Below are 12,163 nucleotides of genomic sequence, written 5' to 3'. Positions count from 1 at the left end.
TCCGGGCTTGCGCGACCGAGGCGGACCGGGCTTGCGCGACCGGGGTGGTGAGGCTCATGGTTCCTAGCATGCGCCAGCCCGGAGCCTGTTGCCAGTCCGGTTTTTACCCCGGACCAGGTCCAGACCACAAGTGACAGACGGTGTGACGGTCGTCACTTATCTTTTCCCGAGAGCGCCCCCGCACCACCCTCACCAAGACCTCACTAATTTAATATGTAAAATTGTACAGCCATTAACTGTAAATCCCCCCCGTATCATGCGCATCAAATCGTTATCCGGAGTTCAACATTCCGTACGTTGTGCCGAGTACCCGGGCGCGGCGGGCGGGCATGGCAAAGGGGCCGCTTACCGGACCCGGCGGAGTCCGGTAAGCGGCCCCTTTAAAGAGCCTTTGGCCTATCAGGCCTCAGTGCGCTGAGCGGGAATCCCGGCCAGCAGAGCGCGCACCTCCGCCTCGCGGTAACGGCGGTGACCGCCGAGCGTGCGAATGGACGTCAGCTTGCCCGCCTTGGCCCAACGAGTGACCGTCTTCGGGTCCACGCGGAACATGGTGGCGACCTCTGCCGGCGTCAGCAGGGGCTCAGCATCAGGGGTACGAGCGGTCATGAGCGGCCTCCTCGGGAGAACCGAACCAGGGCGGTTCTATCCTTCAAATTCTGCACCTTGGCCCGCGATGCCCGAAATGGCATAGACGGGCCGAGTCGGTTATAGGACGAACGGCTTGTCCTGGTGTCTACAACTACACCATCCGTCCAGCCCTATCGACCAAACCGCCAAAATTGACCCCTCACGGGTTCAAGAGCGACGGATGGCAATGGACCACCCCATAACGGGCAGTCACGCGGCCGTGACGCCTGGTTACGAGGGGACCAGACCCCCTGTTTCCCCGCAAAGCACGCATCGACTCCAGAACCACCCAAAAGTGGGCATGCCCGCGTGAAGTTGGGCTGGTTGTCCCATTTTTGCACATAGGGGTAAGTTCGCGTCAACGGTGAGTAGTGTCACGTTCGACAGCTATTGACCCGAACCGGGACCTTGGTCATCCAGCTCGGGCCATAGGACTCTTACAGTCATACACGGGTGGTCGGACGTCAGTTCGCGTACCGCAGCGCCAGCACCCTGCGCCAGCGCGCCGTCAGTTCCCCGTACGCGTGCAGCGCCTGCGCGGTGTCCCCCGCCCGCAGCGCGCGCAGCCCCTCCTCCAGCTCCCCCGCCGAACGATCCGCCAACAGCCGCTCCGGCCCCAGCAAATGCACCAGCCCCCCGTAGTCCAGCTCCACCAGCGAGCGCGGATGGAATTCCTCCAGCCACCGCCCGATCTGCTCCGCCCCCCGGACCAGTTCCCCGTCCGGCACCTCTTCACGCAGCACCCGGAAGGCCCGGGCCACCCGGCGGCGCGCCTGCGCCATCGGCACCAGGTAGAACAGCGCCGCCGCCCGCCCCGGTTTGCCCGGCTCCTGCGCCGGCACGAAACAGCGGTCCTCGTCCCCGAACGGCAGGAACCAGCGCACCGGCACCTCCCACCGGCTGGTCAGGATCCACGGCCGGGCGTCCGGATGGCCGGCCCGCCAGCGCTCCCGGTCCGCCTCCGCCGCCGCCCGGGCCACCGGCGGCACCGCGGTGTCCAGCAGCGCCACCGGCGCGGCCGCCCGCAGCTCCTCCAGCGCCTGCCAGCTGCGCAGCCTGGTCGCCCACGGGCAGACGTACAGCACGCCGTCCACCACCCGCAGGTAGGCCCGCCCGCTCTCCCGCTCGGGCAGCGCCCGGGGCGTCCGGGCGGCCAGCTCCGCCAGCGCCTCCCGCTGCTCCTCCAGGACGGCCGCGGCCACCGGCTGCGCCGCCTCGACGGCGTCCGGGCCGTGCTCCGCCGCGTAGGCCTGCCAGCGCACCCGCTCGGACTCCGGGTAGGCGGCCAGCGGCTCGTAGACCCGCAGGTGGGCGGCGTAGGGCGGCAGTACCGAGGTGCGCACGACGGTCACGTCCTGCATGGTCGCACGCGCCGACCGGCCCCGGGAGGGCGCGCCCGCGAACCGTTCGCGCCCGCACCGCGCACCCCCTGCGTCTCACTCCTCGGACCACCGGGACAAGCTCGGACAAGAGGGCGGATCGGCGACGCTCCCGCGACTACGCTTCGCCCTAGGCGCCCGCACCACAGCAGGCGGGCCTTCGATACTGGAGTCACCACAGTGACCGACGTACAGACATCCGCCACGCACCCCGCACCCGGAGTGCTCAGCAGGATCTTCCGCACCGAGCAGGACGGCGCCCCCGGCGACGGCCACGAGCAGGTCGTCCTCTGCCACGACCGCAGCTCCGGGCTCAAGGCGATCATCGCCATCCACTCCACCGCGCTGGGCCCGGCCCTCGGCGGCACCCGCTTCTTCCCGTACGCCTCCGAGGAGGCGGCCCTGGAGGACGCGCTCAACCTGTCCCGCGGCATGTCCTACAAGAACGCGCTGGCCGGGCTCGACCTCGGCGGCGGCAAGGCCGTCATCATCGGCGACCCCAACAAGGACAAGAACGAGGCGATGCTCCGTGCCTACGGCCGCTTCGTGGAGTCCCTGCGCGGCCGCTACATCACCGCCTGCGACGTGGGCACCTACGTGCAGGACATGGACGTCATCGCGCGCGAGACGCAGTTCGTGACGGGCCGCTCGCCCGAGCACGGCGGCGCCGGCGACTCGTCCATCCTGACCGCCTTCGGCGTCTTCCAGGGCATGCGCGCCACCGCCCAGGCCCGCTGGGGCCAGCCGACCCTGCGCGGCAAGCGGGTCGGCGTCGCGGGCGTCGGCAAGGTCGGCCACTACCTGGTCGGCCACCTCGTCGCGGACGGCGCCACCGTCGTCATCACCGACGTCTCCGAGACCGCCGTGAACCGCGTCCGCGCGGCCCACCCGGAGGTGGAGGTCGTCGCCGACACCGCCGCCCTGCTGCAGGCCCGGCTGGACGTCTACGCCCCCTGCGCCCTGGGCGGCGCGCTGACCGACGACACGGTGGCCGCGCTCGGCGAGTCCGGCACCACGATCGTCTGCGGCGCGGCCAACAACCAGCTGGCCCACCCGGGCGTCGAGAAGGACCTCGCGGACCGCGGCATCCTCTACGCGCCGGACTACCTGGTGAACTCCGGCGGCGTGATCCAGGTCGCCGACGAGATCGAGGGCTTCAACTTCGACCGGGCCAAGAACAAGGCCACCAGGATCTTCGACACCACCCTGGAGATCTTCACCCGGGCCGCCTCCGACGGCGTCCCGCCGGCGGTCGCCGCCGACCGCCTGGCCGAGAAGCGGATGCGCGAGATCAGCGCGCTGCGCACGGTCCTGCTGCCGGGCGCCCGCCGGGCCTGATCCGGCGCCCCCGGAACCTCGGATGCGCGGGGGGCGGCCGCACCCCCGTGACCCGCCCCCGGGCGGGAGGGGCCCAGCCGTCCCCCGCGCATCACGATGTGGAACCGGATTCTCACTTCTGCGCCCGATCGGGTGATCCAAGGTCCCCCTTGGGGGGATAATCGGTCCTGGAACGACGGACCTGAGACACCTCCGGACAGCGCGCAAACCGCCGCAAAACCTCCCCTGACCTGGGAAGACCTGGTCTCGGGTGCGGTCGGTGCGCGCCACGTCACACCGACGACGTACCGTCCAGCGGCGGAAACAGGTACCGTTAATGCTCCAAGGGACGGTCCTCCCATTCGGGCAGGCCGCTCCTGATCATGAACACGTGTCAGACTCGGGGCCGTGAGCCCCATCGTTGAGGGGGTCGACCCATGGGGCGCGGCCGGGCCAAGGCCAAGCAGACGAAGGTCGCCCGCGAGCTGAAGTACAACAGCGGCGGGTTTGACGCTAACCGTCTGTCCAACGAGCTGGGCGCATCGCCGTCCACCGCTCCGATCGACCCGGAGCCGATCGAGGAGGAGGAGGACGACGACCCGTATGCCGAGTACGCCGCCCGCTATGCCGACCTCGACGACGAGGACGACACCGAGCCGGGCACCGGGCCGTCGCAGGCCTCTCGCCGCTCTTAGCCAGTAGTTTCGCCGACCGGCCCAGCGCCCAGCGCGCCAGGCCGGTCTTCGGCGTTCCCGCGTACCGGATGGCGTACCGGGTGGGTCGCCGCCCCCCGGGTGGCAGGACGCGGAAGGGCCCCTCCGGCGCACCGGAGGGGCCCTTCCGTCGTCCCGCCGGGCTCAGCCCGCGGTGAAGCCCTCGTAGGCGTTGTAGAGCGCCGCGCCGGCCTCGTGCTCGCCGGTGCGCTCGACGATGTCGCCGAGCAGCCAGGCCTCGACGCCGCGGTCCTCCAGGATCGCCAGCACGGCGTCCACCGAGGACGGCGGGACGACCGCGACCATGCCGACGCCCATGTTGAGCGTCTTCTCGATCTCCAGGGTGGCCACCTTGCCGACCTGGGCGACGGTCTGGAAGACCGGCAGCGGGGTCCAGGTGCCGCGGTCCAGGCGGGCGTGCAGGCCGTCCGGGACGACCCGGGCCAGGTTGGCCGCCAGGCCGCCGCCGGTGACGTGCGAGAAGGCGTGGATCTCGGTGGCGCGGGTGAGCGCCAGGCAGTCCAGCGAGTAGATCCGGGTCGGCTCCAGCAGCTCCTCGCCGAGCGTGCGGCCGAACTCCTCGACCTTGCGGTCCAGCTTCCAGCCGGCCTCGTTCAGCAGCACGTGGCGCACCAGCGAGTAGCCGTTGGAGTGCAGGCCCGAGGCCGCCATCGCGATCACCACGTCGCCGGCCCGCACGCGGTCGGCGCCGAGCAGCGCGTCCGCCTCGACCACGCCGGTGCCGGCGCCCGCGACGTCGTACTCGTCCGGGCCGAGCAGGCCCGGGTGCTCGGCGGTCTCGCCGCCGACCAGGGCGCAGCCGGCCAGCGCGCAGCCTTCGGCGATGCCCTTGACGATCGCGGCGACCCGCTCCGGCACGACCTTGCCGACGCAGATGTAGTCGGTCATGAACAGCGGCTCGGCGCCGCACACCACCAGGTCGTCGACGACCATGCCGACCAGGTCGTGGCCGATGGTGTCGTGCTTGTCCATGGCGGCCGCGATGGCCACCTTGGTCCCCACGCCGTCGGTGGCCGAAGCCAGCAGCGGCCGCTCGTAGCGCTTGAAGGCGGACGCGTCGAAGAGGCCGGCGAAGCCGCCGAGACCGCCGACCACCTCGGGGCGGTTCGCCTTCTTCACCCACTGCTTCATGAGCTCGACGGCGCGGTCGCCCGCCTCGATGTCGACGCCGGCTGCGGCGTAGGTGGCGCCGTTCTGGTTGCTGGTCACTACGGTGCGGCCCTCTCGGGTCTGGTGGGGGCTGGAACAGCGGTGGGGCCCCGTTTCGCGGGACCCCACCGTGGATTCGTTACGGGCGGCGCAGCGCGTCGGCCGCGCCCGCCCCGCCGAGCAGCGACTGGACGCCGTCCAGGTCGCTGCCGCTGGTCGGCTTGCCGCGCACGGCCGGCGGCTGCTGGCTGCCCTTGATCTCGGCCTCCAGCAGGAGCTTGCCGAGCAGTGCCGGGTCCGGCAGCTCCATCGGGTACTCGCCGTCGAAGCAGGCCCGGCAGAGCCTGTCCTTGGGCTGCTTGGTGGCCTCGATCATGCCGTCGATCGAGATGTAGGAGAGCGAGTCCGCGCCGAGGGTGCGGCCGATCTCCTCGACGGTCATCCCGTTGGCGATCAGCTCCGCGCGGGTGGCGAAGTCGATGCCGAAGAAGCACGGCCACTTCACCGGCGGCGAGGAGATCCGGATGTGCACCTCGGCGGCGCCGGCCTCGCGCAGCATCCGCACCAGCGCGCGCTGGGTGTTGCCGCGGACGATCGAGTCGTCGACGACCACCAGGCGCTTGCCCGCGATGACCTCGCGCAGCGGGTTGAGCTTGAGCCGGATGCCGAGCTGACGGATGGTCTGGCTGGGCTGGATGAAGGTGCGGCCCACGTAGGCGTTCTTCACCAGGCCGGAGCCGTACGGGATGCCGCTGGCCTCGGCGTAGCCGATCGCGGCGGGGGTGCCGGACTCCGGCGTCGCTATCACCAGGTCGGCCTCGGCGGGCGCCTCCTTCGCCAGGCGGCGGCCCATCTCCACGCGGGAGAGGTGCACGTTGCGCCCGGCGATGCTGGTGTCGGGGCGGGCCAGGTAGACGTACTCGAACACGCAGCCCTTGGGCTTCGCCTCGGCGAAGCGGGAGCTGCGCATGCCGTTCTCGTCGACGGCGATCAGCTCGCCGGGCTCGACCTCGCGGATGAACGAGGCGCCGCAGATGTCCAGCGCCGCCGTCTCGGAGGCGACGACCCAGCCGCGCTCCAGCCGGCCGAGCACCAGCGGGCGGATGCCCTGCGGGTCGCGGGCGGCGTAGAGGGTGTGCTCGTCCATGAAGACGAGCGAGAACGCGCCCTTGACCTTGGGCAGCACGACCTTGGCCGTCTCCTCGATGGAGAGGTCCGGGTGGCCGGCGAGCAGCGCGGTCACCAGGTCGGTGTCGTTGGTCGCGGCGCTCCGCCCGGAGCGGGAGACGTGCTCCTCACCGGGCAGTTCGGCGACCATCTCCGCCAGTTCGGCGGTGTTCACCAGGTTTCCGTTGTGCCCGAGGGCCAGCGAACCGTGCACGGTCGCGCGGAAGGTCGGCTGGGCGTTCTCCCAGACCGAGGACCCGGTGGTCGAGTAGCGGGCGTGTCCGACGGCGATATGCCCGTGCAACGACCCCAGGGAGGCCTCGTCGAAGACCTGGGAGACAAGCCCCATGTCCTTGAAGACGAGAATCTGGGAGCCGTTGCTCACTGCGATGCCCGCGGATTCCTGACCGCGGTGCTGCAGGGCGTAAAGGCCGAAGAACGTGAGCTTGGCGACCTCCTCGCCGGGAGCCCAGACACCGAAGACGCCGCAAGCGTCCTGGGGGCCTTTCTCACCGGGAAGAAGATCGTGGTTGAGTCTTCCGTCACCACGTGGCACGTCTTCGAGTCTAGGGCAGCGGGCACCGGCTTCCGGAACCCGGGCGGCCGGGATTGTCTGGCGACCGGCCGGTAACGCGCGTAGACAAAACCCCTTACCAGGTGGGGATTTCGGGTGGGGGGAATTCCGGCCGGGGGCGGTTGGCCTTGTGGTTCGCGCCTGTTGGGGCATTCCGTGTGCGGAGTGCCGGGAGTCGGGGCGGCGGCGAAAGTGAGCCTGCTCACCCGGGGTTCACCCCGGCGTCACGCGGCGGGCAGCAACAGGCCCCAGGCGCCCTGGTGGACCGTCCAGGTGCGGGCGCGGACCGGACCGACGGGGTGGCCGTCCGCCTCGTAGCCGAAGCCGCGCCCGACCACCGAGACGCTCTCCGCCCGGGCGCGCACCAGGGCGCCGGGCGCGCGGATCACCACCTCCAGCACGCCCGCGCCGTCCGCCTCGACGCCCGGCAGGGTCAGCTGGACCAGCCGCACCGGCCGGTGCACGTCGGCGAGCAGCCGGCCGTCGGCCTCGACCCGGACCCGGGGATTGTGCTCGGCGCAGGACCGGCCGTCCGCCGTGAGTGCGTTCGCCTGCTCGGCCGCAGCCAGTTTCGCCCATAGCGAACGCCAACCACCCGTACGGCCGGCCGGTCGCCGCGTCCCGGCACCGGTGATCCGCACCCCTCCCAGCGCCACCCCGCCGCCGTCGTCCACCAGCAGGTCGAGCTTGCGCGCCGCACCCGACAGCACCGCCCGCGCGGCCCGGACCGGCTCGCCCGGCACCCCGAGCGCGCGGGCCGCGGCCAGCTCCTCCGACCGGCCGACCGGAACCATGCCCACCGGATCCGCGCCCAGCTCACGCTGGCGGTACAGGGCTTGGAGCACCCGCTGCAACGCCAGGTCGGAACCGATCACGACCGGTCGCCGCCGACCCCGGTGCGAAAGCACCCGGTCGAGTTCGGACGGGCTCTCCGGAAAGACCACCTTGACGTCCGCGCCTCCGCAGAGCACGTCCTTCGCGATCCGCACCGACTCGCCGTCGGTGTGCCGGGCCGCCGGGTCGAGGAGCAGCAGGAGCGGCTCGGGGCCGCCGGTTGCGGGCGTGGACAGGGACGACACGACCGGTCCTTCCTCAGGTAATCTCTCGGTGCAAGAGCCCCTTGCGCTACTGCGCCAGGGGCTTCGTCTATCTCGGGGCAGACTGCGGCCTACGCAGGATGCCCCAACCGGAAGGGGTGTACGCCTGTGCCGGCACTCGTGCTCGTTGGCGCTCAGTGGGGGGACGAGGGCAAGGGGAAGGCCACCGACCTCCTCGGCGGCTCCGTCGACTACGTCGTCCGCTACCAGGGCGGCAACAACGCCGGTCACACGGTGGTCATCGGCGACCAGAAGTACGCCCTGCACCTGCTCCCCTCCGGCATCCTCAGCCCTAACGTGACGCCGGTCATCGGCAACGGCGTCGTCATCGACCCGGGCGTGCTGCTCTCCGAGCTGAGCGGCCTGAACGACCGCGGCATCGACACCTCGAAGCTGCTGGTCTCGGGCAACGCCCACCTGATCACGCCGTACCACCGCACCCTGGACAAGGTCACCGAGCGCTTCCTCGGCAAGCGCCGGATCGGCACCACCGGCCGCGGCATCGGCCCGACCTACGCGGACAAGATCAACCGCGTCGGCATCCGGGTCCAGGACCTGTTCGACGAGTCGATCCTGCGCCAGAAGATCGAGGCGGCGCTGCACGACAAGAACCAGATCCTGGTCAAGCTGTACAACCGCCGCGCCATCCCGGCCGAGCTGGTCGTCGAGGAGTACCTCGGCTACGCGGACAAGATCAAGCCCTTCCTCGCCGACACCACCCTCGTCCTGGACCAGGCGCTCAAGGCGAACAAGGTCGTCCTGCTGGAGGGCGGCCAGGGCACCCTGCTCGACGTCGACCACGGCACGTATCCCTTCGTGACCTCGTCGAACCCGACCTCGGGCGGCGCCTGCACCGGCGCCGGCATCGGCCCGACCAAGATCGACCGGGTCATCGGCATCCTGAAGGCGTACACCACCCGCGTCGGCTCGGGCCCGTTCCCGACCGAGCTGCTGGACGAGGACGGCGAGGCGCTGCGCCGCATCGGCGGCGAGCGCGGTGTCACCACCGGCCGTGACCGTCGCTGCGGCTGGTTCGACGCGGTCATCGCGCGCTACGCGACCCGGGTCAACGGCCTCACCGACTTCTTCCTCACCAAGCTCGACGTGCTCACCGGCTGGGAGCAGATCCCGGTCTGCGTCGCGTACGAGATCGACGGCAAGCGGGTCGAGGAACTCCCGTACAACCAGTCCGACTTCCACCACGCCAAGCCGATCTACGAGACGCTGCCGGGCTGGACCGAGGACATCAGCAAGGCCAAGACCTTCGCCGAGCTGCCGAAGAACGCGCAGGCGTACGTGAAGGCGCTGGAGGAGATGTCCGGCGCGCCGATCTCCGCCATCGGCGTCGGCCCGGGCCGCGACGAGACGATCCAGATCAACTCGTTCATCTGAGCCTGATCCGGTCGAGGGCCCTGCGGGACACGTCCCGCAGGGCCCTTCGCTTTGCCCGCTCCGCCAATTTTGCACTAGCGCAGAAGTTCATTGCATCTAGTGCAGCGTGGCGCTACCTTTCCGGCATGACCGCACAGCCGCCCACACCCGTCACCCTCACCGGCCGCCACATCCGCCTGGAGCCCCTCGGCCGCCACCACCTGCCCGACCTGTGGGCCGGCGTCGGCCCCGACCCGGAGGTCTGGCGCTGGATCCCTTCCCTCCCGCCCGCGACCGAGGAGGAACTGGGCGCGATCCTCGACGCCCGGCTCGCCGAGGTGGCGGCCGGATCGGCGGTGAAGTTCGCCGTGATCGACCTCCCCAGCGGCCGGGCCGTCGGCGTCACCGGCTACTACGACGTCAGGGCCGTCGACGAGGTCGTCGAGATCGGCGGCACCTGGTACGCCCGCTCGGTCTGGCGCACGCCCGTCAACACCGAGGCCAAGCTGCTGCTGCTCTCCCACGCCTTCGACGACCTGGGCATGGGCCGGGTCTACTGGAAGACGGACGCGCTCAACGAGCGCTCCCGCAACGCGATCCTGCGCCTCGGCGCCCAGTACGAGGGCGTCCACCGCCGCGAGAAGCGGCGCGACACCGGCGTGTGGCGCGACACCGCCTACTTCTCGATGCTCGCCGACGAGTGGCCCACCGCCCGGATCCGCCTCGTCGAGCGCCTTTCGCGCGGTGCCGAACCCTCCGTGCGCCCCCGTTCCTGAACGGCCCCCCGGGAGTTGTCCAGGGTGCCAGGCAGGAACCGGAATGGGAGAAGGCAACCGATGACCCAGCAGTGGCAGAAGTCCACCAGCAGCACCCGGGACGGCAGTGACTCCGTGGAGGTGTCCGTCAACGAACGGGGGCTGATCGAGGTCCGCGAATCCGAGAGCCCCGACGCGATCATCGTCACCACCCCGCAGAAGTTCGCGCTCTGGATCGAGGGCGTGAAGCGCGGCGAATTCGACCACTTCGGCGACGGCTGACCGCACCCTCCGGTGGCCCCCCTCCCGGCGGGGGGCCACCGCTGCCGCGCGCTATTTCTTCTCGACGGCGGCGGAGGAATGGCGGACGACGAACTCGTGTTTTGCGGAACGCGGTTCGCGGGGTTGGGCGTTGACCAGCCAGACCAGCCAGCCGACGAATAGCACGGCGAGCAGGAGTGCGGACAAACCGGCGACGAGCAGGCCGTTCACCGGGTAGCGGGAATGTGGTGGGCGGGGGCGAGAAGCAGCGGAAGCGGCATGACAGTCTCCGGTCGGTGATGTCGAGCGTGCCGACCATGCATCTGGTGTGTATTTACGGCTGATTGGCGGCTGTTTAGGCCACAACAAGTCAGTGACTGACGCGGGATCGACCATAGGGTCGAGGTGCAAGACTTGCTACCGAGTGGGAGAACGTTCACTCCATCGTGGGGTATCCCCCATTTCAGTAGCTAGGGCCGGGTAAGCACGGCACACTTCACCGGAAGCATCGACCCGAGCCGCGATCCGGAGAAGAGAGTCATGCCACCCCGCTTGTCGCCGACCGTGCGTCAGCAGCGCCTTGGCATCGAGCTGCGCAAGATGCGCGAACGCGTGGGCGTGACGCCCAAGAGCCTGGCCGCCACCCTGGGCACCGACCTGCCCAAGATCTCGCAGATGGAGAACGGGAAGTCCGGCATCAGCGCCGAACGGCTCCGGCTCTGGGCCCGCACCTGCCACTGCGCCGACGGCCCCTACCTCGACGCGCTGCTCGCGATGACGCAGGACCGGCGCAAGTACTGGTGGGACGGCTACCGCGGCCGGCTGCCCGGCGGACTCATCGACATCGCGGAGATGGAACACCACGCCGAGTCGCTGGCCATCCTGCACACCACCTTCATCCCCGGACTGCTGCAGACCTCGGCGTACGCCTCCGCGGTGTTCGCCCGGATCCGGCCGCCCCTGCCCCAGCCGGACGCCGAAGCCCGCACGGCATTCCGGATCCAGCGCCAGCGGCTGTTCACCGAACGCCCGAAGCCGTACGCCGCGTACATCCACGAATCCGCGCTGCGCATGCAGTTCGGCGGGGCGGTGGTGCTGCGCGACCAGCTGCTCGGCGTGCTGGAGGACTCCGAGCGGCCCGGGGTGGAGATCCGGACCATCCCGTTCAGCGTCGACACCTTTCCCGGGTCCGGAGAGAGCCTCTACCTCGCCCGCGGGCCCGTTCCCGAGCTCGACACCGTGCAGATCGACCTCTCGAACGGGCCGAAGTTCGTGCACCTCGACACCGAACTGCAGACCTACCGACAGATCAAGGAGGAGACCGCCGCGGTCGCCCTCGGGCCGGCCGAGTCCCGGGACTTCATCCGGGCCTTACTGAAAGACTTCTCATGACTGAGTGGCGGAAGTCCTCGTCCAGCGGCGAGAGCAACGAGTGCGTCGAGATCAGAGCCGCCGACGGCCTGGTGGAGATCCGCGAGTCGGACCGCCCCGAGATCGTCGTCCGGACCACGCCGCGCAAGTGGGCCGCGTTCGTCCGCGGGGTGAAGGCCGGGGAGTTCGACCGGTACAGCGACTCCGTCGGGCCCTGAACCGCACCCGCCCCTGAGCAGCACCGCACCCGAGCCGCACCCGCCCCCGAGCAGCACCGCCCTTGAACCGCACCCACCCCTGAACCGCACCGCCCTCCCGGCCCGGCGGCGGTAGGCTTGGCAGCCCACAGTGGACCCCTGCG

13 protein-coding genes are annotated in these 12,163 nt (G+C 70.4%); 7 read left to right on the top strand and 6 right to left on the bottom strand.

Annotated elements, in window-relative coordinates:
• Nucleotides 1–399: 399 nt before the first annotated feature.
• Together bldC and AB0R04_RS37125 are read right to left on the bottom strand one after the other, a co-directional pair.
• Complete coding sequence (gene bldC, locus AB0R04_RS37130; RefSeq protein WP_014137253.1) at nucleotides 400–606, bottom strand: developmental transcriptional regulator BldC; 207 nt, start codon at nucleotides 604–606, stop codon at nucleotides 400–402.
• A gap of 485 nt (nucleotides 607–1,091) precedes the next feature.
• Nucleotides 1,092–1,988: a hypothetical protein gene (locus AB0R04_RS37125; RefSeq protein ID WP_363378358.1), complete on the bottom strand. Its 897-nt coding sequence runs from the start codon at nucleotides 1,986–1,988 to the stop codon at nucleotides 1,092–1,094.
• A 198-nt stretch (nucleotides 1,989–2,186) separates the two neighbouring features.
• Between AB0R04_RS37125 and AB0R04_RS37120 the strand changes: the two genes are divergently transcribed.
• Both AB0R04_RS37120 and AB0R04_RS37115 read left to right on the top strand, forming a co-directional pair.
• On the top strand, nucleotides 2,187–3,344 hold the full coding sequence (locus AB0R04_RS37120; RefSeq protein WP_063348337.1) for a Glu/Leu/Phe/Val dehydrogenase dimerization domain-containing protein: 1,158 nt from the start codon (nucleotides 2,187–2,189) through the stop codon (nucleotides 3,342–3,344).
• A gap of 416 nt (nucleotides 3,345–3,760) precedes the next feature.
• Complete coding sequence (locus tag AB0R04_RS37115) at nucleotides 3,761–4,018, top strand: DUF3073 domain-containing protein (protein WP_063348338.1); 258 nt, start codon at nucleotides 3,761–3,763, stop codon at nucleotides 4,016–4,018.
• A 162-nt stretch (nucleotides 4,019–4,180) separates the two neighbouring features.
• On the opposite strand, the gene purM is transcribed toward AB0R04_RS37115, so the two are convergent.
• The 3 genes from purM to AB0R04_RS37100 all read right to left on the bottom strand — a co-directional run bounded on the left by purM (nucleotide 4,181) and on the right by AB0R04_RS37100 (nucleotide 8,026).
• Nucleotides 4,181–5,266 carry a phosphoribosylformylglycinamidine cyclo-ligase gene (gene purM, locus AB0R04_RS37110; protein WP_063348339.1) on the bottom strand — a complete coding sequence of 362 codons (1,086 nt, stop codon included), beginning with the start codon at nucleotides 5,264–5,266 and terminating at the stop codon, nucleotides 4,181–4,183.
• 79 nt (nucleotides 5,267–5,345) lie between these two features.
• Nucleotides 5,346–6,929: an amidophosphoribosyltransferase gene (gene purF / locus AB0R04_RS37105; RefSeq protein WP_063348340.1), complete on the bottom strand. Its 1,584-nt coding sequence runs from the start codon at nucleotides 6,927–6,929 to the stop codon at nucleotides 5,346–5,348.
• A gap of 242 nt (nucleotides 6,930–7,171) precedes the next feature.
• Nucleotides 7,172–8,026: a diacylglycerol kinase gene (locus AB0R04_RS37100; RefSeq protein ID WP_363378354.1), complete on the bottom strand. Its 855-nt coding sequence runs from the start codon at nucleotides 8,024–8,026 to the stop codon at nucleotides 7,172–7,174.
• Nucleotides 8,027–8,152: 126 nt separating this feature from the next.
• On the opposite strand from AB0R04_RS37100, the gene AB0R04_RS37095 reads away from it, so the two are divergent.
• The 3 genes from AB0R04_RS37095 to AB0R04_RS37085 all read left to right on the top strand — a co-directional run bounded on the left by AB0R04_RS37095 (nucleotide 8,153) and on the right by AB0R04_RS37085 (nucleotide 10,452).
• Nucleotides 8,153–9,436: an adenylosuccinate synthase gene (locus AB0R04_RS37095; RefSeq protein ID WP_063348342.1), complete on the top strand. Its 1,284-nt coding sequence runs from the start codon at nucleotides 8,153–8,155 to the stop codon at nucleotides 9,434–9,436.
• 125 nt (nucleotides 9,437–9,561) lie between these two features.
• Nucleotides 9,562–10,191 carry a GNAT family protein gene (locus AB0R04_RS37090; protein WP_363378352.1) on the top strand — a complete coding sequence of 210 codons (630 nt, stop codon included), beginning with the start codon at nucleotides 9,562–9,564 and terminating at the stop codon, nucleotides 10,189–10,191.
• Nucleotides 10,192–10,251: 60 nt separating this feature from the next.
• Nucleotides 10,252–10,452: a DUF397 domain-containing protein gene (locus AB0R04_RS37085; RefSeq protein ID WP_063348344.1), complete on the top strand. Its 201-nt coding sequence runs from the start codon at nucleotides 10,252–10,254 to the stop codon at nucleotides 10,450–10,452.
• A gap of 51 nt (nucleotides 10,453–10,503) precedes the next feature.
• On the opposite strand, the gene AB0R04_RS37080 is transcribed toward AB0R04_RS37085, so the two are convergent.
• A complete protein-coding gene (locus AB0R04_RS37080; protein WP_363378350.1) occupies nucleotides 10,504–10,662 on the bottom strand; it encodes a hypothetical protein in 159 nt (52 codons plus the stop codon).
• A gap of 309 nt (nucleotides 10,663–10,971) precedes the next feature.
• On the opposite strand from AB0R04_RS37080, the gene AB0R04_RS37075 reads away from it, so the two are divergent.
• Entirely contained in the window at nucleotides 10,972–11,823 is an 852-nt protein-coding gene (locus tag AB0R04_RS37075) for a helix-turn-helix transcriptional regulator (protein WP_363378348.1), read from the top strand.
• A complete protein-coding gene (locus tag AB0R04_RS37070) occupies nucleotides 11,820–12,020 on the top strand; it encodes a DUF397 domain-containing protein (protein WP_063348346.1) in 201 nt (66 codons plus the stop codon). The genes AB0R04_RS37075 and AB0R04_RS37070 overlap by 4 nt, the downstream gene beginning before the upstream one ends.
• Nucleotides 12,021–12,163: the final 143 nt, after the last annotated feature.

The sequence above is a fragment of the Kitasatospora sp. NPDC056731 genome, from assembly GCF_040687675.1.
Taxonomy (GTDB): Bacteria; Actinomycetota; Actinomycetes; order Streptomycetales; family Streptomycetaceae; genus Kitasatospora.
Note: the sequence above shows the minus strand (reverse complement) of the source record. Positions and strands in the feature narration are given on the sequence as shown.

Excerpts from the sequence above, each read along its gene's own strand:
- bldC (WP_014137253.1), bottom strand. The coding sequence starts at position 606 with ATGACCGCTCGTACCCCTGATGCTGAGCCCCTGCTGACGCCGGCAGAG.
- AB0R04_RS37125 (WP_363378358.1), bottom strand. The coding sequence starts at position 1,988 with ATGCAGGACGTGACCGTCGTGCGCACCTCGGTACTGCCGCCCTACGCC.
- AB0R04_RS37115 (WP_063348338.1), top strand. The coding sequence starts at position 3,761 with ATGGGGCGCGGCCGGGCCAAGGCCAAGCAGACGAAGGTCGCCCGCGAG.
- AB0R04_RS37090 (WP_363378352.1), top strand. The coding sequence starts at position 9,562 with ATGACCGCACAGCCGCCCACACCCGTCACCCTCACCGGCCGCCACATC.
- AB0R04_RS37085 (WP_063348344.1), top strand. The coding sequence starts at position 10,252 with ATGACCCAGCAGTGGCAGAAGTCCACCAGCAGCACCCGGGACGGCAGT.
- AB0R04_RS37075 (WP_363378348.1), top strand. The coding sequence starts at position 10,972 with ATGCCACCCCGCTTGTCGCCGACCGTGCGTCAGCAGCGCCTTGGCATC.
- AB0R04_RS37070 (WP_063348346.1), top strand. The coding sequence starts at position 11,820 with ATGACTGAGTGGCGGAAGTCCTCGTCCAGCGGCGAGAGCAACGAGTGC.